This is a genomic window from Chitinophaga sp. CCNWYY40, from assembly GCF_037483205.1.
Classification (GTDB): domain Bacteria; phylum Bacteroidota; class Bacteroidia; order Chitinophagales; family Chitinophagaceae; genus Chitinophaga; species Chitinophaga ginsengisegetis.
Genome location: NZ_JBBHLF010000005.1, coordinates 665,550 through 689,817, shown reverse-complemented (window position 1 = coordinate 689,817; position 24,268 = coordinate 665,550). Strand labels below are relative to the sequence as shown.

The window sequence follows — 24,268 nt, the reverse complement described above, 5'->3', positions numbered from 1 at the left end:
CTGATCTTGTGGGAAGTACTGTGCGCTTAAGGGAAGACAAAGGGAATTGTTTTTGTGGCAGATAAGTATGCTGCCGCGGTATTTATCTGCCGGAGGCAGGATATTTCCAAAAACTATATAAAACATTATTTTATGGAAAACCAATTAAAAGATAAGAAGGTAGCTATTTTAGTAGCAAATGGATTTGAAGAAGTAGAACTGACAAAGCCCCTGGAAGCGTTGAAGAATGCAGGCGCTACAGTAGATATTGTTTCCCCGGAAGGGAAAACCGTTCGCGCCTGGGCAGAAAAAAACTGGGGGAAGGACTACCCGGTAGACAAGGATATAAAAGATGTGGTGGCATCTTCCTATGATGCGCTGGTATTGCCGGGAGGCGTAATAAATCCGGATCGTTTGCGCACCAACGACCGCGTAGTTGCTTTTGTTACCGGTTTCTTCGACGAAAGCAAACCTATAGCGGCCATTTGTCATGGTCCGTGGACATTGATTGAAACCGATGAACTTGATGGCCGGAGGGTGACGTCTTATCCATCATTAAAAACGGATCTTGAAAATGCAGGCGCTTTATGGGTGGATGAAGAAGTGGTGACCGATAAAGGGTTGGTTACCAGCCGGACACCAAAGGATTTGCCGGCGTTTTGCAAGAAAATGATTGAAGAAATTGCCGAAGGCCCGCACGATCAGCGAGGCAATGAAGCACGTAAAGGAGGAGTACACCAATTAGGATAATTACCACATACAGGAGTGAGGCGCCTCACTCCTGCTTTTATTTCTTTTTCTTCTTTTTGTATTTCACTTCCACATTGGCAACACCCGTATTCAGCATGCCTATTTTGGAGGCTGCTTTATGCGAAAGATCAATAATCCGCCCCGCTACAAACGGCCCCCGGTCGTTGATCCGGACCTTTACACTTTTTCCGTTGGCAACATTAGTAACGGTAACGCGAGTACCGAAAGGGAGCGTTTTATGTGCGGCCGTAAGCGACCGCTGGTGGAAGGTTTCACCGCTTGCGGTACGTTTTCCATCGAAAGAGTTGGCGTAATAGGAAGCTTTTCCGGTTTCGGTAATTTTCCGGCTACAGGAAGAGGCACCTGTCATTATCAGGATAATGAACAGCAATACCCAATTGCGTTGTAAGGGTGCAGGGATACACATGGCGGATAGCGATTTAGACAATGACCTAAAAATAAGTCAATTTTCCGAGGCTTTCAGTGACCGGTGGCGGGGAATTTGATGAATGGCAGACAGCTGAACAATGTAAGAGATCAGCTGTTTTTATCAGGCATTCATTCTAACAAATTATTTATGGCAAAACTTGTAGCGGATCAATTAGTAGATATGCTGGCAACCGCCGGCATCAAGCGTATTTATGCCGTAACCGGCGATAGTTTAAATCACATTAACGATGCCGTGCGCCGCGATGGCCGGATCCAATGGATTCACGTACGGCATGAAGAAGTAGGCGCGTATGCCGCAGGTGCGGAAGCACAATTGAATGGTTTGGCCTGTTGTGCCGGCAGCAGCGGGCCAGGACACGTTCACCTGATCAACGGCTTATATGATGCACACCGGTCGGGCGCTTCGTTGGTGGCCATTGCATCTACCTGTGCTACCAATGAATTTGGAAGCGACTATTTCCAGGAAACCAATACCATTAAGTTGTTTGATGATTGCAGTCATTATAACCAGGTAGCTGCAACTGCAGAACAGGCTCCCCGCATGTTGCAGGCGGCCTTGCAACATGCCGTGCATAAGCATGGTGTAGCGGTTTTAGGATTACCGGGAGATGTGGCCGCCGCTGATGCAAAGGAAATTCCTACTGCCACGAAGCTGTATCATCCTAAACCCGTTATTTGTCCTTCTGTTCCGGAATTAAAGCAGCTGGCCGGCTTGCTCGGAGATGCGAAGAAAATTGCGATCTATTGCGGCCTGGGCGCCGTAGAAGCGCACGACGAAGTAGTGGCCCTTTCCCAGTTGTTAAAAGCGCCTATTGCATACTCGTTCCGGGCAAAAATGGGGATTCAGTATAACAACCCCAATGAAGTAGGCATGACCGGTTTGCTGGGGCTTGCATCGGCTTATAAAAGTATGCATGAAGCAGATGTATTGCTCCTGTTGGGAACAGATTTCCCTTACACACCATTTATTCCTGAGAAGGCAAAGATTATCCAGATAGATATCCAGCCGGAAAGGCTTGGCCGCAGGGCGGCACTGGAGCTGGGGCTGTGTGGGGATATCGCGGATACGCTGAAGGCGCTTTTGCCAATGCTGAAAGAAAATACCGACCGGCAATTTCTGGATGAGATGGTAGCGTTTTACCAGGAAGTGCAAAAGAAAATGCAAACCTATGTGGAAGATACCGGCAAGGAAAACGCCATCAGCCCGGAGTTTGTGGCTTCTACCCTCAATAAAATTGCAGCCGATGACGCCATTTTTACTGTAGATACCGGCATGACGAATGTTTGGACGGCACGTTATCTCGAAGGCACCGGTAAACGCACGTTGCTGGGATCTTTTAATCATGGTTCTATGGCCAACGCCATGCCGCAGGCTATTGGCGCAGCATTGGCGCAACCGGGCCGGGAAGTGTTTGCGCTGTGCGGCGATGGAGGATTAACGATGTTACTGGGCGACCTGATGACCATTAAACAATATCAACTGCCGGTAAAAGTAATTGTGTTTAATAACCGGGCGCTGGGCATGGTGAAGCTTGAAATGGAAGTAGCCGGACTTCCCGATTGGCAAACGGATATGGTGAATCCAGATTTTGGAGCGGTGGCTGTGGCAATGGGCTTCACGGCGTTTACCATCCGTAAGCCGGAAGAGGTGGAAAGCATTTTATCCCAGGCAGCGGAAACAGCGGGGCCGGTGTTGGTAAATGTATTTACCAATCCGGAGTCACTGGCAATGCCGCCGAAAGTGGAGTTTGCCCAGATGAAGGGATTTGCCCTGTGGATGGGAAAACTAATTCTCAGCGGAAGATATGAAGATGTATTTGATGCAGTGAAATCTAACTACAAGCACCTGAAAGATGTGCTCTGAGTATGAATTTACGGGGAGATGATTTCAGGACCATCTCCCCGTAATATTAAAATGGATACCCGATGGCAATGTTGAGAATAAGGTTCTTTTTGCGCCAGTCGGGATCGCCAAAATTTATTTTATCAAACACCCAGCGTTCATTTTCCGGCAGGTAAGGAATGCGGAAGGGAATAGCCAGATCGAGGCGTACTACCACAATAGAAGCATCTATGCGTAGGCCCACACCACCGCCAACGGCAATGTCTTTATAAAAAGTATTGAAGGCGAATTTGCTGCCTGGTTTATCTGGTACATCTTTCTGCAACCAGATGTTACCCGCGTCTACAAAGGCTGCCACATTGAACACACTGGCTACGTGTACACGCAGTTCGGAGTTGAATTCCAGCTTGATATCGCCGGCTTCATTGGCCAGCAGGGCTGAAGTATCCACGGCAGGATTGTGATATGATCCAGGGCCGAGAGTACGTGCCCGGAACGCCCTGATGCTGCTGCTACCACCTGTGAAAAACTGTTTTACAAAAGGCAGGGTGGATGAGTTACCGTATGGTAAACCATAGCCAAGTAACAGGCGGTTTACCCATTGTTTACCTTTGCCCAACTGCCAGTAGTGGCGCGCTTCCGCAGTGAATCGTTCATATTGCGCAAATGAATTTCCAAGTAATGTTTTTTGCCCGGTATCATTTTTTGGAATGATTAACCCGGCTATGTTGCCTGAGATATCTATATTCCCACTCAGGTAGAAGCTGTGCACCCGGTTGGCCTGCTGGTTATTGTAGGTGATGGTGTAGTTGCCGCCCAGGATAAATTGTTTTTCAATAGCGTTGCGCTGACTCGGATCGTTTGCCAGGATACTGTCGTATGCCGGTGTTGTTTTGGTAGGCAGCACATATGTAAGCGCCACCGGCGCAAAGATATGACTCAGGTATTGTGTCCGTTGCCAGAGGTATTGCAGCTGCAGCGTGTACGCGTTAAGGTTATACAGGTCTGCACGGCTGTACAGTTCATAGCTGGCGCTTATTCTTGTTTTAGGCACATAGGGGGTACGGATATTCAGTCCGCGGAAAGGCGTAATGAACCGCGGGAAAGTAACGGCTACTTCTGCGCCGAGGCCATATGAATTAGATCCGCCTGCGTTTTTATTGCCGGTTTGCCACTCCAACCCGCCACGTAACCCGATTTCCAGCAATGCCGCAGAATGCAGCCAGTTGCGGTTTTTAGCGGTTATCTGTATCTGTGATCCAATGAACCCGTTAGATTTAGACGTACCGCGTAATTCTGTTTGAAGAGAACGACGCTTATAGGGGGTGAGGAAAAGCTTTGCATCGAGCCAGCCGCTGTCGAGCGCCACCCGGTTATTCACCATCGCCCTGTAGTTGCTGGCCTGGGAAGTATCACGGGAATAGGTGCTATCGCGCCGGTTCAAATTTCTGCCGGAAGCATCCCGTCGACGGGAGCTGTCCCTGGTGCTGGTAACATTTGGGCTGCCTCCTACCAGGTTGTGAACAGAGGTATCGCGTACCGGCGAAAACTGTCCTTTTACAAATTTGAATACGCCCAGGTTAATCAGCCTTTGCAACGTAATATTATGTGAGCTCAGACGATACAAACTATCCGGCCGTAAAAACACGGACCGGTCAAATGCGGATGATTTGAACCGGTGGGCGGAATCCACAATATAAATGCCTTTGTATCTTATGGGAGTTCCCTGTGTAGAAGCGGAGTCGTTGTCCAGCGAGTAGTCAGGGAACAGCACTATGTCGTGCATCCTGTAAGGGCGAAGCGCTGCCAGGGGGGTGTTGTCCTTTATCTTCACAAACAGATCTACGGTACCGCTATTGGTACTATCTACCTGTACCAGTAAATAATCGGGAGTAAAATAATAATAGCCTTGTTCTTTTAATGCAGCGTGTATACGTTCCCGTTCGGCCTTGATTGAATCGAGCGAATAATTGGCGCCGATGATCAATGAACTTTCCGGTTTGGTATAAGTAACCGTTTTGCCGATGGCGCTGCTATCTGTTAAATAGGTGACGCTTTTAATAGTGTACCGGTGATTGGGCGTAGCGGTGTACTTCATGGAAGCTTTTTTCTTACCGGATAATTTAACGGCAGAAGTAACCCCGGCCTGGAAATAGCCGTTATCCACGAGGTATTCTTCCAGCACCTGTGATGTGTAGTCGGGTTTGGCCTGGCTTAGTAAAACGGGCGGTTCCCCCCACTTTTTGCGCAGCAGGTAATTCAATCCTTTTCCCTTAGGTTCATTGCCTAAATTATAGAGCCACAGTTTTATGGGCATACCGAGGAATTTACGGTTCCTGTTGGGACGGATTCTTTTATCCATTCCTTCCATCAGGGAACTATAATCCTTCGGTCTTTTTTTAGCAATACTATCAGTGATCCATTTTACTTCGCTCCCAGTATATAGCCGGTCTCCTTCGGGTACGGTACGCGTGGTACTGCAGGAGCTGATTACCAGGTATACCAGGCAAAACAGGCTACAGCAAATGATGATATGGCTATTTACTTTTCGCATCAGGCGTTGTCGTATTTTTATCGTCTTTCTTATTTTTTTTGTTGTCGCGGAGTTTCTGTTTTTTAGATTCAGATTTAGACCGCTGCAAAATTTCACGGAATTCATCGTAGTCCATGATCAGTGCAAAAGCTACTCCTGTTTCCACTACCTGTCCTTCCAGCACAGTTTGGCTATCATTGCGCTGATATACCCTTATCCGGTAACGTCCGTCGCGGGTAAGTTTATATTCCACAGAGATATCGCCGATCAGGGAGCTGGCGTTTTGCTGGTTTCCCTGCAACATGATATTGGAACCAACAGAAACGGTTAAACGATCGTTGAATAACTGTTTGGAGGCGCCCACTTTCAGATTGGTGGACTCCTGTGCAGTGCCGGTGGAATAATCTTCCTGGTTCTGCAAATCGAAGTTGAGGTCCACCCCTTTGATCAGGTTGCCCGCCATGTTATTGAGCTGTTGTGAAAGTATTTTACTCACACTGTTTTTCGCCGCCTGTCCTACTCCCCCGCCGGTGCCGCCATCGAGTGTATTCATAGGATCATCCGGAATAAAGGAGTTCAGCACCAGCAGTCCCATCACCTGTTTATTCAGCTCAGAAGGCACCTGGTTAATTTGTTTCAGACGGTTATACGGTGTTCCATTCAGCGTATTCCGGTCTTTCTCTGCCAGATCCAGGCGGAAGCTGATATCCGGCTTCATCAGGTTGCCTTTGATCATCAGGTACACCTGGAATGGCATCCGTTGTTTATAGGTATTGCGTTGCTCGGCAGACATGCTTTGGAGCTGGTCTGCCACGAGATCGTACGCCGGAGCATTCACTGTGTATTTGGCGGTGATATCCAGATCGGCGCTGGTAGCATCTCCATTGAAGGATACGAAGCTGCCTTTTTCTATATCGAAGGAGCGTTTAATGAGCTGGTTCAGCGACATCTCATATTTACCTTCCGTTATTTCATAGCGGCCGGTAAGACTTAATTTACTGCTGGGATCCAGCGTGGCGTTGATGCTGGCGGTACCTTTCGCCTGTACATAATCACCATTTTGTGAGTCGATAATAATTTTAAGAACAGATTCCGGCGTAATATCGAGGTTGCCGGACAGGAACATGCCTTTCAACCGCGTGGTTTTAAACCGGAGGCTGTCTTCACGGGCCAGCAGTGCGGAATCGACAGGATTGGATTTATCCACAAATTCTATCACGCCTTCCCTGTTGGCGAGTCCCGGTTCTTCCTGCGGGAGCGTCATGGTAACGCTGGATTTGTCGCGCAGCTTTACGATGGCATCAATTCTTGGCAGATCAAGCGTACCGCGGATCTTCACTTTACTATCTATATAAGCAGGGCCATAAATCCATTGATCCGGGCTTTGTTGACGACCAAGCGCCATGAAGTTATCGGCGGTAACATCGAGGTTAAAGCTATACCGGGTAAAGTTCCTGGTATTGATGCGGCCATCTACTACCAGCTCGTTATTGGCGCTGTCGGCTATTACCAGGTTATTCAGCAGGATGCCTCTTTCGTCTATCACAATATCTTCATCCGGCAGGTGGAACGTGCTGCCAATCATGGTTACCATGCCGGCGGCATTATCGAAGTGCAGGCTTCCCAATACTTTGGGGGCGGAAGGAGTACCCGTAATATTGAACTGCCCGGTAGCGTTGCCGGACATTTTAGTCACGCTGCCCATCGTGAAAGGCTCCAGTGAGGCAATGCTTAGTTTATTGATATCAAGCTGGGCGTTGATGGTTGTGTCGTAGGTACCATCTACTTTTATATCATTATCGTTACCGGTTAATCCGGCAGTAAGTTTATATTGACCGGGGCCACTGTTTTCTACATTGGCATCCAGTGTTCCCATGCGTGTATTCTTCACCGTTAGACTGTCTACTTTCAGTGTGGCGTGGATCAGTGGCGACTGATTCCAGTTCCTGACCGTGGCTTCCGCATTGAGGGTACCGTTGGCCAGCAGCGTGTCTGTTGCCAGCAGCGCGGTAATAGTAGATAATTTGAAATTGGCAATGTTGGCCTGGAGGGCAGGAACCGTGCTGGTATCCGGCCGGGTCACGATCTGGATGGACTGATCGCCCTGCGACAGTTTGATATTTGCGGTATCCGGCGCGCCGTTCTTCATCCGGAGAATATTGTTTTCTGCTACCGTCCATTCCTGTTTGTTCAGCAGCAGTCCGGGTTTAAGGGACAGCTGCATAGCATTCTCTTTCAGGAAGGTGAAAATGCCGCCCAGTTTATATTTGGGCTGCCTTTTAATATCATCCAGCACAACGTCAAAATCAACCACGCCGGTATTGGCATACGCTGTGAGATAAGTGTGTTGCAGCGGGAAGGATGGATGCGCCATACGGGCCAGGGAAACCCCAAGCCGCATAGAAGTATCCAGGATAGAAACGCCCATACGCAGACTGTCGACCTGCAGGGAATCATAATTAACTTTCGGAAGATATGCATTGGCGATGAGCAGGCTGCTGTCGCTGTTAAGGCGGCCATTCATCACCAGTGGCACTTCCATGCGCAGTGTTGGGATCATCTGCTGCAAGCTCTTTGGCCATTGTAAAGAAGCATTCCATTGCAGTGATTGTCCGCCGGGAACCTGCACAATAACGCCCGAATCGGCTGGCAGCAATGGCTTGCTGATAATGTTGGCGAATGCAGTGCCCACCTTTGTATAATCGATATGGCCGTTGGCGCTGATCAGGCCAAACGGACTTTTTAAAGTAAGGTATTGCTGATCTTTATATTCGGCTATCAGGGAGATACTGTCCAGCGGAAATACCTGTCCCTGTGTGGCGATCTGCCATTTTGTTAAAAAGGCGTTGCCTTCAATGCGCTGTGGTTCTATACTGTTAAAATCTGCCAGGAGATTTCCCTGTATAGTTAATGGTTCTGTATACCAGTGGGTAGCATAAAGATCGGCTTTAGCCACTTCCATATTTACTTTCAGCCCCTGGATGGTAGTATCCTCCAGTTGTCCGCTGATATCGAAAGTGGCGGTGATGCTACTATCAGCACTTTCGCCCTGTGCTTCAAAGTCGCCTTTGTTGATACCGGCAATTACACTTACATCATGATACGTATAGGCGTTATAGGTAGCTTCATCCAGTTGTGCGGTAGCTTTGGCCACCATTTGTTTTAACGTATAGCCCTCACCGGTAGCGCTCAGTTTTCCGGACATCCAGCCGTAGGTGGTATCGTATAGCATAGCGCCGGGGTTTACCCGGAAGTAGGGAATACTGATGGTATAGCTGCTGCGGATGCTGTCGGTGATATTAACGAGATGCGCATTGATATTCGCATTGGCGGTTTCGCTTTTCAGCTGCAGTTGGGTAACCAGGTCTTTCATGCCGCCTTTGAACATACCGGTAATCAGCATGTTTTCCGGCAGGCGTGGTGTATCTGGCAGTGTACCGGCCGGCAGCCAGGCGCGCAATGGTTTGTTTCCTGTTTGTATATGCAGTGTAGGAAGATTGGCACTGAGGCGGTCCGGATCTGTAGCATGGAACACCTGGCCATTGTCTGTTTTAATCAGGTTGCCTTCGTGATCGTTGACATAAAGCTGTTTAATATTCAGTTCTCCCAGGTTTCCTTTTAGTATAGCCGCCAGCGTTAGTTGTTTATTCCAGAGCTGGTCGAATGATTTATTTTTGCGGGCATCAGGAACAAAAGGCAGCCACTCTCCCAGTGCTATATGCACAGAATCGAGATTGGCATCCAGTCCGAGTTGATCGAGGTGGTCGGAAATGCCTGACCAGGAAGGGACTGTTACAATGATCTGTTTGCGGAAGATGCTTTTATTGGTTTGCAGCAGGAAATTGCGCAGCGCCAGTGTATACGGCGTAAACAATACGTCCATATTGGCTTTGCGGATCGTAAAGCCGGACTTATCCCGGGCAGTTAATGACTTTATACCCACCATAATGCTATCGGGCTTATAGCGGATATTATTGATTTTACTGGAGAACCGGGTCAGGAACAGGTGATTATAGTCAGGATCTGGTCCTGCGGCCTTTGGCGCCGGGCCGCCATTGTCGTAGCGTAAAGCCAGCTTATCAAGATTTACCTGGGTGGCAAATACCTGCCATGTATTTGGTGTGGTGTCGTTTGGTGTGGCAGGAACGGAATCTTTTCCGGGCACCATCATCACCAAACCGGTGGTATTGCTGATGGAGAGATCTCCTACCTGTATCCGGGTGGAGTCCTGGTCCAGGTTGCTGTTCCGTAATTGCAGGGCGCCTATTTTCCAGGCGGTGGTAATACCGGAGCCTTCATCTGTATACAGGAAATTACTGTTATTGATCTGTAGTTTTTTCAGGAGCAGGTGCAGGGATGCGCTGCTGGTATCAGCAGGTGGCGGCGGCGGAGCGGCTGATGTAATAGCCGGAGGTATATATTGTTGCCGGAAAAAGCCTTTCAGTCCATCGAGGGTAATACCCCTGAATGCGTAAATGCCATCATCTATGAGCAGGTCGTCCGGATCAACATGCAAGCTATCCCAGGTGAGTATGGCAGACATGCCACCCTGTGCATCGGCATAGCTTACTTTCACTTTACGGAATGAGATGTCTTTCAGCCGATATTGTAAGGTGGTACCGGTTTCCGGCGCCAGGGTATCTTTTTTACCGGAGGGTGTCACAAACGCATCTACCGCAAACTGGTAATTAAAAGTGGAATCGCCGGGATGCCGGTATACGTTTACCAGTAAGGTGTCCCATTCCAGTTTATCTATTTTCAGTTCATTACTGATCAGTGACAGCAGGTTGTAATGTACCTTGAGGGAACCGGTGTAAAAAAGGGCCTGTTTGGAGGTGTCGGCCACATATACATTACGCAGTTCCAGGTACTGCCAGCCACGTGCGCGCAGGTAGCCGATCTGCACTTTTGTGTGCAGTTTCTTCCGCAGGTATAGTTCTCCCTGTTCTCTTAAATAATTCTGGACGCCGTTCAGTTGTAATAATAAAACAGCCATTACGGGCAATAAGAGCACCGCAACAATAATCCATATAAGCCATCGCCACCAGGGGCGGCCGTGTTTTTCTCCGGTTTCTGCTGGTTCTGTCACTATGATATATTACAAAAGTAAATTACTGAATATAAACGCAAAAGCGTGCTTATGGTTTACTTTACCGGCAGGATAGTGCAACCGGGCGCTTGCCTGCGGGGTACAACAAAATCCATACCTCAGGAGTACCGGGAATAAATAGTAATTGCAAGAATACATTAAATACGGTAACGGACATACTTTTTTTGGTGCAGAAACAGAATGGGGTGAGTAGTAATATGCACAGATTGGCGAAAAGAAAATGGATTGGACGGGTTGGTTTTTATTATTTAGTTATCCTGATTCAGGGCATTTTTATCTTCTTTTTCAATTCGTTTTTTAACTTTATCCACATCTTCTGCCGGTGGGAGACTTTCCGGTTTTACACCTCTTTCGAGAAGTACATTTCTGACGGCAGTATTGTTATCGACATGTTCTTCTGTAATATCATCTTCTCCTTTCAGATCTTTCTCTACTACATTATGGCTGGTAATTTCTGCTGCGAGGTCTTTTGCTTTAATAGTAATGGTGGGAAGGAAATCTGCCAGGGCTCTGTTTTCCGGAACAATCAGTTTTCTCTTCATATCGCGGGCGGTAAATCCGCCGAAAAGGGCTTCATCGCCTTTGGACCGGATCCCGGCAAATCCTTTATCGTCCACTCCTCTTTCGTAAATAATACCAGATAGGACCTTTTCTGACTTCGATAGTTTTTCCCGGGCATTGATGCGGTCAATATCCAGTAATCTTTTTTCAACGATTTCCTGTTTGCGGGTTTGTACGGCAAAGTAGGTTTGTGCAAATGCAATCGGATCTTTTTGGGTATCGCCACTTTGAGCAATCAGGTAGCAGGCGTAACGGGTAAGGGCGATATCCTGAAGCTGTCTTTGGCCACCTTTAGGAACAGGTATCGATTTCGTGATGTCACGAAAATGATCGGAGACGACAATTCCACTGTTTTCGCAGGAATTTTTGGCCTTTTCAATGACTTTGAAAAAGTTTTCCCATCTCAGGTATCCAAGAATTTGTTGCAATTCCCTGGCGCTCCAGCATTCAATACCTTTGTGTTCATAACAAGCCTGCTCAAATTGTTTAAACAGTGCTTCAATCAATTCTTTTTTCATGAAAAAGTGTTTATTCATCTCACAATATTGTGATACGCACGATATACCGAAGCCATAACAGCAGCAGGTTAACCAAACTTAAACACTCTCATTTTGGAAGAAATTTAATTACTTTATTTCTGGCTTGTTCCTTTGGTTAAAACGGAAAATGTAATATTCCAGCTGATCTTTCTTCTCCCTGTCGGCCCTGAATTCATCGAGCAACACGCTATCCTGTGGAAGGATGTATTTTTTGAGATTGTAGGCAGATAGTTCCAGGATCTGACCAGTCACCACATTCAGCACTTTTTTGAGCACCACGGGTGTATTGATGCTGTTGGTAGTCATATCGGCCTGATTAATATAGCCGCGTGAGGGTTGAATGCCATGTAAAGCATATATGCAGTAGTAACCGATTTCCTGTAATTTATTGAGACCGTTGTCTTTGATATAGATATTTTTCCCGTCGCAGAAGCCCCAGTAATTTTTCAGTTTGTGTTCCTGGCCGGCGCCATCCCGGAGCACCAGTTCATTTCTGTTGGCCAACAGGTAGATCTGCGCGGCGGAGCTGCGGTTTTTGATTACCAGGTCCCCTTCTTCCGAAGGATTATTTGATTGAAATTCCTCAAAGGTCTTGTACAGCCCTTTCTTTAGTTGAGGGGCATCGGTAATCAGCACATTTTGCCCCGTTACGGAGATGCCCAGCAACAGCAGGCTCCAAAAACACAACAGTTGTTTCATAATTTAACAAATGTATTGGGTTTAGGGAGTGGCGATACCTGGAAATAGCTGAACACCTGCATTGTTTCTGCTGATGTTTGAATTATGTCTTTAAAACCCGGAGGAAAGGAGGTATTGAACAGGAACAGGCTATTTCTGGGAGAGGATCCTGTCTTTTTAAAAAAATATAGGCCGGGTAAAAACCCGGCCCGGCTGAAGGTTACAACAAAATCTAAACCTGCTTATGAGAAAAAATTTGATTTACTATTTGAATTATAAAGCCATTGCCTGCAATGAATGGTCTTTGCTTTCCAGCTGGGAGCTACCCATCAGGAATTCGTCCACTTTTCTTGCGCACTCACGACCTTCGCTTATAGCCCATACCACCAGTGATTGTCCGCGGCGCATATCGCCGGCAGTGAACACTTTAGGGATGGATGTCAGGTAATCTTTTTCGGTAGCTTTTACATTACCGCGTTCATCTCTTTCCACTTCCAGCTGATCCAGTAAACCGGTGTGCTGGGGATGTACGAAGCCCATAGCCAGTAAGGCCAGCTCGCAGGGTACATCTCTTTCGGAACCGGGAACTTCCGTGAATTTTGCCGGTCTGCCGTCGGCGCTGGCGGTCCATTGCAGGTCTACCAGGCGCAGGGCTTTCAGGTGGCCGTTGTCATCTCCGATAAAGGATTTGGTAGCAATGGCCCATTTACGGTCTGCTCCCTCTTCGTGGGAAGAGGATGTTTTTAATACCATCGGGTAGGTAGGCCATGGCATATACGGCGTACGTTCACCCGGAGGTTTTGGTAATAATTCCAGCTGCGTAACGCTGTTGGCGCCATGGCGGTTACTGGTTCCCACACAGTCGGAGCCCGTATCACCACCACCAATTACAATTACATTTTTGCCGGTAGCCAATATATCGCTGCCTTCTACTGCAATATTGCTAACTCTTTTATTCTGCTGCTTCAGGAAGTCCATTGCATAGTGTACGCCTTTCAGCTCACGGCCCTGAATCGGGAGGTCGCGTGGAATGGTGGAACCACCAGCCAGTACAATTGCGTTGTATTCTCTCAGCAGGTCATTGGTACTAACGTTAACGCCTACGTTGGCATTGCATTGAAACACCACTCCTTCTTCTTCCATCAGTTTCACGCGGCGGTCTACTACCCATTTTTCCAGTTTGAAGTCCGGGATACCATAGCGTAAAAGTCCACCTGGTGCATCATCGCGCTCAAACACGGTTACGGTGTGGCCTGCATAGTTCAACTGTGCTGCTGCGGCTAAACCGGCGGGGCCGGAACCAATAACAGCGATTTTTTTGCCGGTACGCATACGGGGCGCTTTCGCCTGTACCAGACCTTTATCGAATGCTACTTCAATGATATGTTTCTCTATTTCCTCGATCGCTACCGGGGGCTGGTTAATACCGAGCACACAGGCGCTTTCGCAAGGAGCAGGACAAATACGTCCGGTAAATTCCGGGAAGTTATTGGTAGAGGACAGTATATCATACGCTTCTTTCCAATCCTGACGGTATACGGCATCGTTAAATTCCGGTATCACATTGCCCAGCGGGCATCCGCTGTGGCAAAAAGGCACCCCGCAGTTCATACAGCGGGCCGCTTGCTGATTTAATTTATTATCGGGGAAGCGTTCTACAAATTCATTATAGTGACCAACCCTTTCCCGGGGATCCGCTTTCCCGGGCAGCTCGCGTGTAAATTCCAGGAATCCTGTAGGTTTACCCATAATTTTCCTCCACAAGTCCCTTACCTGCAAGGGATATTTTGATGATGAATGTTAATTGTTCAATTAGTGACCTACTTTCTGACCCTGTACTTTGTCTGATTTCAATGCTGCCTTGTATTCTTTCGGGAATACTTTCACAAAATGACGCAGTTGGTTTTCCCAGTCTTTCAGGATAAACTTCGCCACAGTGCTGTTCGTGTAAGCATGATGTTTAGTGATCAGATCCTGTAACAGTGCTACATCTGCCGGATCCAGCGGATCCAGGTCGATCATATCCCTGTTGCAGTAGTTGGCGAAAGTTCCTTTCACATCGTATACATAAGCGATACCACCGCTCATACCTGCTCCGAAGTTACGGCCGGTTTCACCCAGTATCACCGCTTTACCACCGGTCATGTATTCACATCCGTGATCACCTACTCCTTCTACTACTACTGTAGCGCCGGAGTTACGTACACAAAAGCGTTCGCCTGCCTTACCGCGGATGAAAGCTTCACCGGAAGTAGCTCCATAGAAACAAACGTTACCTGCGATAATATTTTCTTCCGCCTTGAATCCCGCTTCTCCGTGTGGATAGAGGATCAGTTTGGAACCAGACAAACCTTTACCGAAGTAGTCATTGGCTTCTCCTTCCAGTTCCAGCGTTAAACCTTTAGTGGTAAAGGCGCCGAAGCTCTGGCCTGCAGATCCGATAAATTTGAAGTGCAGGGTGTCTTCCGGTAATCCTTCGCTCTTGTAGCGTTTGGATATTTCGTTAGACAGGATAGTACCGATGGTACGGTCTGTATTTTTTACAGGGAACTGCTGATATACCCTGGCTTTCTTTTCCAGTGCAGGCTGTGCGGCCTTCAGCAATTGCCAGTCGATTACCTCGCTGATGCCGTGATCCTGTTCTTCCTGTTTGTACAGGCCGGTTTCGGCAGAAGCTTCTTCTTTATATAAGATCGGTGACAGATCCAGTTTTTGTGTTTTCCAGTTGGTGATGTTATCACGCATCTGGAGGCATTCTACCTGACCCACCATTTCATTGATGGTGCGGAAGCCCAGATCAGCCATGATTTCGCGGAGTTCTTCCACGAGATAGGTGAACAGGTTTACCACATGTTGCGGATCGCCGGTGAAGCGTTTGCGCAGTTCAGGGTCCTGGGTAGCCACACCAACAGGACAGGTGTTTACATGGCATTTACGCATCATGATACAACCTTCTACCACGAGGGCAGCGGTGGCAACACCCCATTCTTCAGCGCCCAATAAGGTAGCAATCGCAATGTCGCGGCCGGTTTTCAGCTGACCATCTGTTTGCAGTACTACCCTGCTGCGGAGCTTATTTTTTACGAGGGTCTGGTGTGATTCTGCTAAGCCCAGCTCCCACGGCAAACCTGCGTGTTTGATAGAGCTTTCCGGAGAAGCACCGGTACCGCCATCGAAACCTGAAACCAGTACCACATCGGCGTGTGCTTTTGCAACACCGGCTGCGATAGTGCCAACACCAGCCTTAGATACCAGCTTCACGCTGATACGGGCGGCACGGTTAGCATTTTTCAGGTCATAGATCAGCTGTGCCAGATCCTCAATAGAGTAAATATCGTGGTGAGGAGGCGGAGAAATGAGGCCCACACCTGGTGTGGAGTGCCTTACTTTTGCGATCCACTCATCCACTTTATGGCCGGGCAACTGCCCGCCTTCGCCGGGTTTTGCACCCTGCGCCATTTTAATCTGTAGTTCGTCGGCATTGGTCAGGTAGTAGCTGGTAACCCCGAAACGGGCGCTGGCAACCTGTTTGATGGCAGAACGCATAGAGTCGCCGTTTTCCAGCAGCTCATAACGCAGCTCATCTTCCCCACCCTCACCGGTATTACTTTTTGCGCCGATGCGGTTCATGGCAATGGCCAGTGTGGAGTGTGCTTCGTGGGAAATAGATCCGAAGCTCATGGCACCGGTAGCGAAACGCTTGAAGATGCTGGAAGCTGGTTCTACTTCATCAATGGAAATAGATGGACGATTCTTTTTAAACGTAAACAGGCTCCGTAAAGTGGCTGCTTTTTCGCTTTGATCGTTTACTGCCTTTGAATACTTTTTGAAAGCAGCATAGTCGCCCATGCGGGTAGCCAGTTGCAGATAGTGAATAGTAGTGGGATTAAAGAGATGGAATTCTCCTTTACGTTTCCACTGATATACACCACCTTCTGTTAAACGCTGAACCGGAGTTTCTTTACGACCGTAGCCCATCCAGTGTTTAGCCAGTGTTTCACGGGCAATTTCATCGAGGCCCAATCCCTGTATACGGGAAACGGCGCCGGTGAAATATTTATCAACAGTTGCCTGGTTGATACCCAATATTTCAAAGATCTGTGCCCCCTGGTAAGATTGCAGGGTGGAGATGCCCATCTTGGAAAATACTTTCAGAAGGCCATCACAGATTGCTTTAATATAATTTTTCTTCAGTTTATCTACATCGAGAGCGGTGTCCAGTTTGCCATTCAGCTTCATATCGCGGATGGTGCTGAGTGCCAGGTACGGGTTGATGGCGGTTACGCCAAAGCCCAACAGGCAGGCAAAGTGGTGTACTTCCCAAACATCACCGGCTTCCACGATCAGTCCTACCTGGCCACGGTAACCCTTACGGATCAGGTGGTGGTGAACTGCAGATGCTGCCAGGATAGATGGAATAGCGGCGTGTTCTGAGTCGATAGCACGATCAGAAAGAATGATCACTTCAAAACCATCTTCCACTGCATCTACCGCGTAGCGGCATAAGCGGGCCAATCCTTTTTCCAGGGAGCCGGGCTTACCGTCTGCCTTGAAATAAGTGTGTAATGTTTTGGCCTGGAACAAACCGGTATCGATACTACGGATCTTTTCCAGCTCGTGGTTGTTGAGAATCGGGTGACGCAACGCCAGTCCGTGGCAGTGCAGCGGATCTTCATCCAGCAGGTTGCCGTTGTTGCCTACAAAAGTAGCCAGCGACATCACCAGTCTTTCCCTGATAGGATCAATCGGTGGGTTGGTTACCTGTGCAAACAATTGTTTGAAATAGTTACAGAGATGTTGTGGCTGATTGCTCAGTACTGCCAGCGGGGTATCTGTACCCATAGAGCCAACAGGTTCCTTGCCATCAATTGCCATTGGGGCAATGATGTGATCCAGGTCTTCTGTGCTGTAACCGAATGCGCGCTGGTATTTAAAGATCTGGTCGTGTTCCAGGTGAGTAAAGGTTACTCTTGGTTCCGGCAGTTCTTCCAGGCGGATCTTATATTTATTCAGCCATTCGCCATAAGGTTGCTGGGAGCAGATCTGTTGTTTCAGCTCTTCATCACCTATGATACGGCCCTGGTCCATGTCTACAATAAACATTTTACCGGGTTGCAGGCGGCCTTTCTCTTTAATATTCTTTGGATCGATGGGTAATACACCGGCTTCAGAAGCCATGATTACGCGATCGTCTTTTGTTACCACGAAGCGGCTTGGACGTAAACCATTACGATCCAGGGTAGCGCCAATGATTTTACCATCGGTGAAAGAAATGGAAGCAGGACCATCCCATGGCTCCATGAGGGAGGCATGATATTCATAGAACGCTTTCTTTTCTTCGCCCATGTCTTCGTTGCCATCCCATGCTTCCGGTACCAGCATCATCATTACATGCGGCAGGGAGCGGCCTGTCATGGTGAGCAGTTCAATCACGTTATCCAGGCTGGCGGAGTCGGACTGGCCTTCTTCCACAATGGGAAGCAGCATTTCCATCTCTTCTTTGCTGAAGTATTTGGAAATAAAGTCCCTTTCGCCGGCGCGGAGCCAGTTAAGGTTACCTTTCAGGGTATTGATTTCACCGTTGTGGGCAATGTACCTGTAAGGGTGAGCCAATCTCCAGCTAGGGAACGTGTTGGTAGCAAACCTGGAGTGGATGAGGGCAAAGGCGGACACCATTTTCTCATCGCTCAGGTCTGTATAGTAATGACGCACCTGGTAGGTGGTCAGCTGACCTTTGTATACAATTGTTTTATAAGAGAGGGACGCAATGTAAAACAGCGATTTCTCTTTTGGAACGGTATTGCGAACAGTTTTGGAAACGTAGTTACGGAGCACAAACAGTTTGCGCTCAAAAATTTCCGGATCGCTGATATGATAAGGACAGGCGATAAATACCTGTTCAATTTCCGGTTCTACAGAAAGGGCAGATTCACCAATGCCATCCGGACGTACCGGTACTTTACGATAGCCAAGAATTTCCAAGCCCAGTTTCTCTGCGCTGCGTTGAAATATCTCGCGGCATTCTTCACGCCAGCGTGGTTCTTTCGGAAAGAAGACCATGCCTACACCGTATTTTCCAAATTCCGGTAAGGCGATGCCCAGTTTCAGACATTCGTCATACAGGAACTCGTGGGGCGTTTGAAACAGTATCCCTGCACCATCTCCCGTGTTCTGCTCACAACCGCAGGCTCCGCGGTGTTCCATGTTTTCCAGCATGGTTAAGGCATCACGTATAATATGGTGGGATTTACGACCCTTGATGTGGGCAGTAAAACCTGTTCCGCAGGCATCATGTTCAAATTCCGGACGGTATAAACCTTGCGTTTGCTTCACTTCATCCATTTGGTTTAGATTTTTTGCTTTGGCACACCCTTCCCTTCTGACTTGCGCCGCGGGTGATGGTGTACGATATAATTCGGGAACGGTTTAAAGATACTAAAGGAACGCGGTATTTTTTGTATAAACTTTTGTCAGACGGTTAAAATTTAGAAAAATATAAAAAGAGGAGGTTAATTGTTAGAATTTTTGAAAAAATGACTGCTCCCTCACGACAAATTGGCCCCGTTTTAAGGCTCAGGTTGACAGGTTTAAGGGCGCCCCTGATTATAACACTTTTATGCGGGGTACTTTTTTCAGCCACTGTGTATTATATTTGAATGATACCCTTTACCAACATGAACGCCTATACCAATTTTATGCTCCAGAAGCTATTCATAAGTGCGTTTTTAGTGTCTGCCGGGTTTCTGCTGCCGGCCCGCGCACAGGACGCCGCCGAAGCACCGGCTACCATCTCACAAAAAAAAGTAAGCCTGGGTAAAGCCTCTCCCTTTACAGACAGCCTGCAGGCTAAAGTATCCGGGATCGCCATCGTCAATGCAGTATGGGATACCAGCCGCATCGGGTTTCTGCAAACCGGGCTTTTCAATAATAAGGCGGAAGCCATCCCCGATAAGGAAATGGGCCAATACCTGCAGGAATATGTGAATAACACCTTCGGAGGCGTATTTACTCCTGGTAAACCCCGGCTGATATGGGTGGTGGAGGACCTGCGCATTGGAGAACGTACCCAGATGATGGGTGAAAAAGCCTACGTCCGCGTAAAGGCAACCGCCTATGTACAAGCCGGGGAGGATACTTACAAACTGCTGAAAGTCATGGATATAGTGCATTTGAACAACGGCTTTGATGTAACCCATCAACACCGGAACAATATCTCAAATGCCTTTAAGGAATTTTATACAGCAGGTATAGACACTATAGATGCCGTGCTGGCCGACACACAGCCAGGGCTCTCCTACGCCGGTATCACAGATGTTTATGCAAAAAAACGGGAGCTGCCGGCGCTGAAAGCTCCGGTGATGAACGACGGGGTGTACCTGTCTTTTGCCAGTTTCCTGGAAAATAAGCCGGATATCCTGCAATTTGAAACAAAGGGAAAAGCCGGCAAAGTGAAGGTGTATGCGATTCCCGGCGACGGTCAGAAAACAATTATTCCCGCGTTATGGGGCATGGTAAAAAACGGAGCGGTATTCAAGTACACCAACAAATCGCTGATAGAATTATCCAGGAGCGGTCATGGTTATGTGATCACGTCTTACCTGTCGGCATATGAAAGAAGACAAACAGCCATCATTGGCGGGGCTTTAATTGGAGGGGTTGCCGGCGGTTTGCTTGGATCCACTACTGCCCTGCAGCATACAGATGCCTTCCCGGAATTAAAACTGCCCGCAGAAGCTACCGCGATAGATATGGAAACAGGCGCACTGATTTTTTAATGCGCCTGTTCCCCGCAGCTATGGCTCAAAGAGGAATTGTACCTTACCATTTACCTGCCGCATACGCAGCGGTTCGCTGATATGACTTTCATTCTGCAACCTGTCGAGTGCCGTTACTATATAGGTATACAGCTTTCCTTTCACATAAGTGAGGTCCTTAAATTCGGGATCGGAAGACTGTGACAGAATGCTGATAATTTTCGTAGGGTCGCTGACGTTAATTGCTTCATTTTGCTCAAACCGGTACAGTACATATTGTTTGGTATGGCCGCTGGTATCATCATCCGCCCAGTGTATTTCCAATCCTCCCGGCCGTTCAAATGCATCAATAAAGTAAGGCGCTTCCGGTGTTTCCTTTGGCAGCCACGACATGATTGGCCGTAGTGCGGGATATTTATAAACGCGGGTACGCAACGCATCTTCAATGCCCAGCGGGTTGCCGCGGAAAGAGGCAGCACTGTAAAAAATACTGCCCTGGATAGTGTTCAGTGTTCTGGCCTCTTCTATTTGTGCCGGTAACTCATTCGGGTTTTTCCACGCAGCATTGCTGCCAATCCGGTATACGCCGTGACCAATATACACCTGGCGACCATAGCCATGCTGGCTCCACCAGTTCAGTAATATTTCGTAGTCGGCCAGCCGGTGTCCGCGCTCCCAATAGATTTGCGGCGCTACGTAGTCGATCCAGCCGTTTTTCAGCCATTTCAGGATATCGGCAAACAGGTCGTCGTAGTTGGTTTGACCGCCTTTGGTATAAGACCCTTCCTGATCTTTGTCCTTATTACGCCAAACGCCAAAAGGACTGACACCAAATTTAACCCAGGGCTTTTCTGCTTTGATGGCAACGCTCAGCATTTTTATGATGGCATCTGTATTGGAGCGGCGCCAGTCATCTTTCATCATATTATTGCCATACAGGCGGTAGGAACTGTTATCCGGGAATTCCTTTCCGGGAACGCGGTAAGGATAAAAATAATCATCGAAATGCACGGCGTCAATATCGTAGCGTTTCACCACATCGCGGATAACCATCGTTACATATTCCCGCACCTCCGGAATGCCCGGATCAAAATATTTTTTATTGTCGTAGGTAACGAACCATTGTGGTTTCAGACGGGTGATGTGATTGGCCGCCACGCTGCTGCGGCTTGTATTAAATACGGCTCTGTAGGGGTTAAACCAGGCGTGAAATTCCATGCCGCGTTTATGTGTTTCTTCCACCATGAACTGTAACGGATCATAGTAAGGATTTGGCGCCTGCCCCTGTACGCCGGTGAGGTATTCGGACCAGGGTTCATAAGGGGAAGGATAAAAGGCATCGGTAGCCGGGCGCACCTGTACCACTACTGCATTCATACCATTTCGCTGTTGCTGGTCGAGTAGAGCAATGAACTCCTGTTTTTGCTGTTCTGTACTTAACCCGCGCCGCGATGGCCAGTCAATATTTTCTACAGTGGCGATCCATACCGCTCTCAGTTCGCGTTTAGGGGGCAATTGCGCCCATGCCTGCTGCATTCCAATAATCAATAGTATTGCGCCTGCTATAAATTGCTTCAACATCAGCCTGACTTTTTAACCGTAAGATGCGAAAATAGCAAAAAGCAAGGCTGATCCGATACAAATATGTGATTCTTATGAAGATAGGCGAAACTAATCCTTCTCCATCTTCAACTTTGTGGCAGGCGCCAGGTAATTTTCGGGTAAATATTCTGTTGGTACCGTGGTCATATTTCCATCGCGGTGGGCAATGAAATGCGGCGACATAATTTCAATACCTGCAGCATTAAACTCGTCGATGATATGCCGGTGGAGATCAGAATAGATAACTGCCATTTTATGGGAATGATCGGTGTACACATTGATTTCGTAAGCGATGGCAAAATCATCCAGGCTGGTTTGTAAAACAAAGGGAGGTTTGTCTTTCATAACGCCATCCGTATCTATAGCTGCTTTGATCAGCATTTCATGTACTTTTTTCCAGGGCACTTCATAGCCGATAGTAACAGTAGTATGTAAGATGAGGCCGAGGTCTTTACTGGATGTGGTGAAGTTAATGGTATGGCCACTTAATATACTGGCGTTGGGTACCGTAATTTCTTCGTTCTTAATTGTGCGTAGCCTGGTTACCAGCAGGTTCTTTTCTATCACATCTCCCGTAATTTCCCCGATTTTCACCCGGTCACCGATCTTAAACGGACGCATATACGTAATTACAAAACCCGCTATCACATTGGAAATGGCGGAAGAAGAGCCTAATGAAAACAGGATGCCGAGGAAAACTGAAACGCCCTGGAATATTTTTGAATCCGATCCGGGTAAGTAAGGAAATATTACCACGAACATAAAAGCATACAGCAGGAACTTGATACCGCTTCCGGTGGGCCTGGCCCAATCGGCATAAAAGCCTTTGATGGAGAGGTTGCCGGCAGCCACTTCTTCGGCGAGGTAATTCACGAGTTTTACGAGGTACCGCGTTACAAAGTAGATCACGATGATCGTGAGTAATTTGGGAAGATAGTGTAGGAAGCTTAGCAGGATGGATTTTATGGGAGATAATGTCCAGTTGATCAGCTTATCGGCGATCCCTTTTGTCCAGGGAAAGATGCTGAATACAAAGGGAAGTGTGATATAAAAGACGAGAAGGATAGCTACGATCCGTACTACACGCAATACGTTAAAAACAATACCTATCTGCTTTTGCTGGTTCAGCAGCGCATAGTCTTTTACTTTTACGCCTTTAAAGTAGCGGTCTTTTTCCCGGACAATCCTTTTGCGCAGGCGCTTGAACAAGCGGTTGATGCCGTATACAATAGCGGAAAAAACAACGATGATAAGCAGTAACCAGCCTATCCTGAGGAGAACATTCTGCAAACTGCTGTCTTCCTTTTCCTGTAGTATTGCTTTGCGTACAGCGGCAGCATATTGTTGCGCTACCTCTGCTTTGTCGTGGTCCAGCCACAGGGCGTCGTCATCCGTTACGCTTAACAGCACCAGTTCATTATAGGTAACGTCTATATTGTTTTCGTTTGGTATAACCTTAATGGAATCGGGGGCAAAGAAAGGATCGTCGGCCAGCTGTGCCAATTTGTGGTCAATGTTCGCAGCCCGGTCGCTGGGATGCAGTGGTCCCAGTTTATTATAAATATAGAAGAGGGTGTCGCGGTGGAAAGGAACAACCGGAATGCCTTTGTTAGTGGCTTTCAGCTGGATGATGCGCTGCCGGGCGGCTGCCTTTTTCAGTGAATCGGCCTGTTCAAAAGCGGAGAGCTTCTGTTGCAGTTCTTTTTTGCGGTTATCGTTGTCGTTGGTGATCAGCAGCAGTTGTTGCTGCAGTTGTTTTTTCTGTTCATTATCTGCTTTCTGGAGGGAATCGCTTTCCCGGAGCAGGCGGGTGGTCAGGATCAGTTGTGAGTCGGTGAGGGAGTCGCGGGTAGCTTTGCTGCTATCGTTTTGCGCATTGCATAGCAAAGCCCAACCAGTCAGAATGGTAGTAAAGTAGAGGGTAAAAACAATTTTCATTCCCGAAGCTTTTGTTTAAAGTACGGAAAATTCGGGTAGCAGCAGGCGGCTATATCTTCCTTTTTGTATACTGGCTGTAATCCGGCAGACTGGCTTCGTACTCCTGGTGCATCAGGGGGGATGTAAGGAGGAAGTCGGCAGACGCGCGGTTGCTGGCCATCGGAATATTCCATACCACGCCTAAACGCAGCAGGGCTTTGATATCCGGGTCATGAGGCAACGCTTCCATCGGGTCCCAGAAGAAAATGATTACATCAAGTTCTCCGGTGGCCACCAGGGCGCCAATTTGCTGATCGCCGCCCAGGGGGCCACTCAGGAGTTTTCTTACAGATACATCCAGCGCCTGTTCTATCAGCAGGCCGGTTGTTCCGGTTGCATATAGTTCATGCCGGCTCAGTACTGTTTTATTATAGATGGCCCATTCAATTAACTCCGCCTTTTTATGGTCGTGAGCAATAAGGGCAATTCTTTTGCGGGCTTTTAAAACTTTTGATGTTTGCATATATGATCACAAAAGTAATAAGTGACGCG

General features: G+C 47.9%; 13 protein-coding genes. 3 read left to right on the top strand and 10 right to left on the bottom strand.

Going from position 1 to position 24,268, the window contains the following annotated elements:
* The first annotated feature begins 132 nt into the window (after positions 1-132).
* A complete protein-coding gene (locus tag V7S65_RS21855) occupies positions 133-729 on the top strand; it encodes a type 1 glutamine amidotransferase domain-containing protein (RefSeq protein WP_336387647.1) in 597 nt (198 codons plus the stop codon).
* 37 nt (positions 730-766) lie between these two features.
* Here V7S65_RS21855 and V7S65_RS21850 read toward each other — a convergent pair whose 3' ends face one another.
* Positions 767-1,156: a septal ring lytic transglycosylase RlpA family protein gene (locus tag V7S65_RS21850; protein WP_336387648.1), complete on the bottom strand. Its 390-nt coding sequence runs from the start codon at positions 1,154-1,156 to the stop codon at positions 767-769.
* Positions 1,157-1,306: 150 nt separating this feature from the next.
* Between V7S65_RS21850 and V7S65_RS21845 the strand changes: the two genes are divergently transcribed.
* Positions 1,307-3,043, top strand: coding sequence for a thiamine pyrophosphate-dependent enzyme (locus V7S65_RS21845; protein ID WP_336387649.1), 1,737 nt, complete (start codon positions 1,307-1,309; stop codon positions 3,041-3,043).
* 46 nt (positions 3,044-3,089) lie between these two features.
* On the opposite strand, the gene tamL is transcribed toward V7S65_RS21845, so the two are convergent.
* The 6 genes from tamL to gltB all read right to left on the bottom strand — a co-directional run bounded on the left by tamL (position 3,090) and on the right by gltB (position 18,785).
* Entirely contained in the window at positions 3,090-5,576 is a 2,487-nt protein-coding gene (tamL, locus tag V7S65_RS21840; RefSeq protein ID WP_168771271.1) for a translocation and assembly module lipoprotein TamL, read from the bottom strand.
* Positions 5,560-10,644 (bottom strand): translocation/assembly module TamB domain-containing protein, encoded by a 5,085-nt coding sequence (locus V7S65_RS21835; protein ID WP_336387650.1) that lies wholly within the window; start codon positions 10,642-10,644, stop codon positions 5,560-5,562. Before V7S65_RS21835 ends, tamL begins: the two co-directional genes overlap by 17 nt.
* Positions 10,645-10,913: 269 nt before the next feature.
* Entirely contained in the window at positions 10,914-11,744 is an 831-nt protein-coding gene (dinD, locus tag V7S65_RS21830) for a DNA damage-inducible protein D (RefSeq protein WP_336387651.1), read from the bottom strand.
* 108 nt (positions 11,745-11,852) lie between these two features.
* Positions 11,853-12,464: a hypothetical protein gene (locus tag V7S65_RS21825; RefSeq protein ID WP_336387652.1), complete on the bottom strand. Its 612-nt coding sequence runs from the start codon at positions 12,462-12,464 to the stop codon at positions 11,853-11,855.
* Between the two features lie 252 nt (positions 12,465-12,716).
* Entirely contained in the window at positions 12,717-14,192 is a 1,476-nt protein-coding gene (locus V7S65_RS21820; RefSeq protein ID WP_079471497.1) for a glutamate synthase subunit beta, read from the bottom strand.
* Between the two features lie 63 nt (positions 14,193-14,255).
* On the bottom strand, positions 14,256-18,785 hold the full coding sequence (gene gltB, locus V7S65_RS21815; protein ID WP_079471498.1) for a glutamate synthase large subunit: 4,530 nt from the start codon (positions 18,783-18,785) through the stop codon (positions 14,256-14,258).
* A 353-nt stretch (positions 18,786-19,138) separates the two neighbouring features.
* On the opposite strand from gltB, the gene V7S65_RS21810 reads away from it, so the two are divergent.
* On the top strand, positions 19,139-20,218 hold the full coding sequence (locus V7S65_RS21810) for a hypothetical protein (RefSeq protein WP_339546368.1): 1,080 nt from the start codon (positions 19,139-19,141) through the stop codon (positions 20,216-20,218).
* An 18-nt stretch (positions 20,219-20,236) separates the two neighbouring features.
* Here the strand turns inward: V7S65_RS21810 and V7S65_RS21805 are convergent, their stop codons facing one another.
* The 3 genes from V7S65_RS21805 to V7S65_RS21795 all read right to left on the bottom strand — a co-directional run bounded on the left by V7S65_RS21805 (position 20,237) and on the right by V7S65_RS21795 (position 24,239).
* Positions 20,237-21,778 carry a glycoside hydrolase family 10 protein gene (locus V7S65_RS21805; RefSeq protein WP_079471500.1) on the bottom strand — a complete coding sequence of 514 codons (1,542 nt, stop codon included), beginning with the start codon at positions 21,776-21,778 and terminating at the stop codon, positions 20,237-20,239.
* A 90-nt stretch (positions 21,779-21,868) separates the two neighbouring features.
* The gene (locus V7S65_RS21800; RefSeq protein WP_336387654.1) at positions 21,869-23,737 is read right to left on the bottom strand and encodes a mechanosensitive ion channel family protein; all 1,869 of its coding nucleotides are present in this window, start codon (positions 23,735-23,737) and stop codon (positions 21,869-21,871) included.
* A 49-nt stretch (positions 23,738-23,786) separates the two neighbouring features.
* Positions 23,787-24,239, bottom strand: a complete 453-nt coding sequence (locus tag V7S65_RS21795; RefSeq protein WP_079471502.1) for a methylglyoxal synthase — start codon at positions 24,237-24,239, stop codon at positions 23,787-23,789.
* Positions 24,240-24,268 lie beyond the last annotated feature (29 nt).

Excerpts from the sequence above, each read along its gene's own strand:
- V7S65_RS21825 (WP_336387652.1), bottom strand. The coding sequence starts at position 12,464 with ATGAAACAACTGTTGTGTTTTTGGAGCCTGCTGTTGCTGGGCATCTCC.
- tamL (WP_168771271.1), bottom strand. The coding sequence starts at position 5,576 with ATGCGAAAAGTAAATAGCCATATCATCATTTGCTGTAGCCTGTTTTGC.
- V7S65_RS21795 (WP_079471502.1), bottom strand. The coding sequence starts at position 24,239 with ATGCAAACATCAAAAGTTTTAAAAGCCCGCAAAAGAATTGCCCTTATT.
- V7S65_RS21805 (WP_079471500.1), bottom strand. The coding sequence starts at position 21,778 with ATGTTGAAGCAATTTATAGCAGGCGCAATACTATTGATTATTGGAATG.
- V7S65_RS21855 (WP_336387647.1), top strand. The coding sequence starts at position 133 with ATGGAAAACCAATTAAAAGATAAGAAGGTAGCTATTTTAGTAGCAAAT.
- V7S65_RS21850 (WP_336387648.1), bottom strand. The coding sequence starts at position 1,156 with ATGTGTATCCCTGCACCCTTACAACGCAATTGGGTATTGCTGTTCATT.
- gltB (WP_079471498.1), bottom strand. The coding sequence starts at position 18,785 with ATGGATGAAGTGAAGCAAACGCAAGGTTTATACCGTCCGGAATTTGAA.
- V7S65_RS21820 (WP_079471497.1), bottom strand. The coding sequence starts at position 14,192 with ATGGGTAAACCTACAGGATTCCTGGAATTTACACGCGAGCTGCCCGGG.
- V7S65_RS21845 (WP_336387649.1), top strand. The coding sequence starts at position 1,307 with ATGGCAAAACTTGTAGCGGATCAATTAGTAGATATGCTGGCAACCGCC.
- V7S65_RS21810 (WP_339546368.1), top strand. The coding sequence starts at position 19,139 with ATGCTCCAGAAGCTATTCATAAGTGCGTTTTTAGTGTCTGCCGGGTTT.
- V7S65_RS21800 (WP_336387654.1), bottom strand. The coding sequence starts at position 23,737 with ATGAAAATTGTTTTTACCCTCTACTTTACTACCATTCTGACTGGTTGG.
- dinD (WP_336387651.1), bottom strand. The coding sequence starts at position 11,744 with ATGAAAAAAGAATTGATTGAAGCACTGTTTAAACAATTTGAGCAGGCT.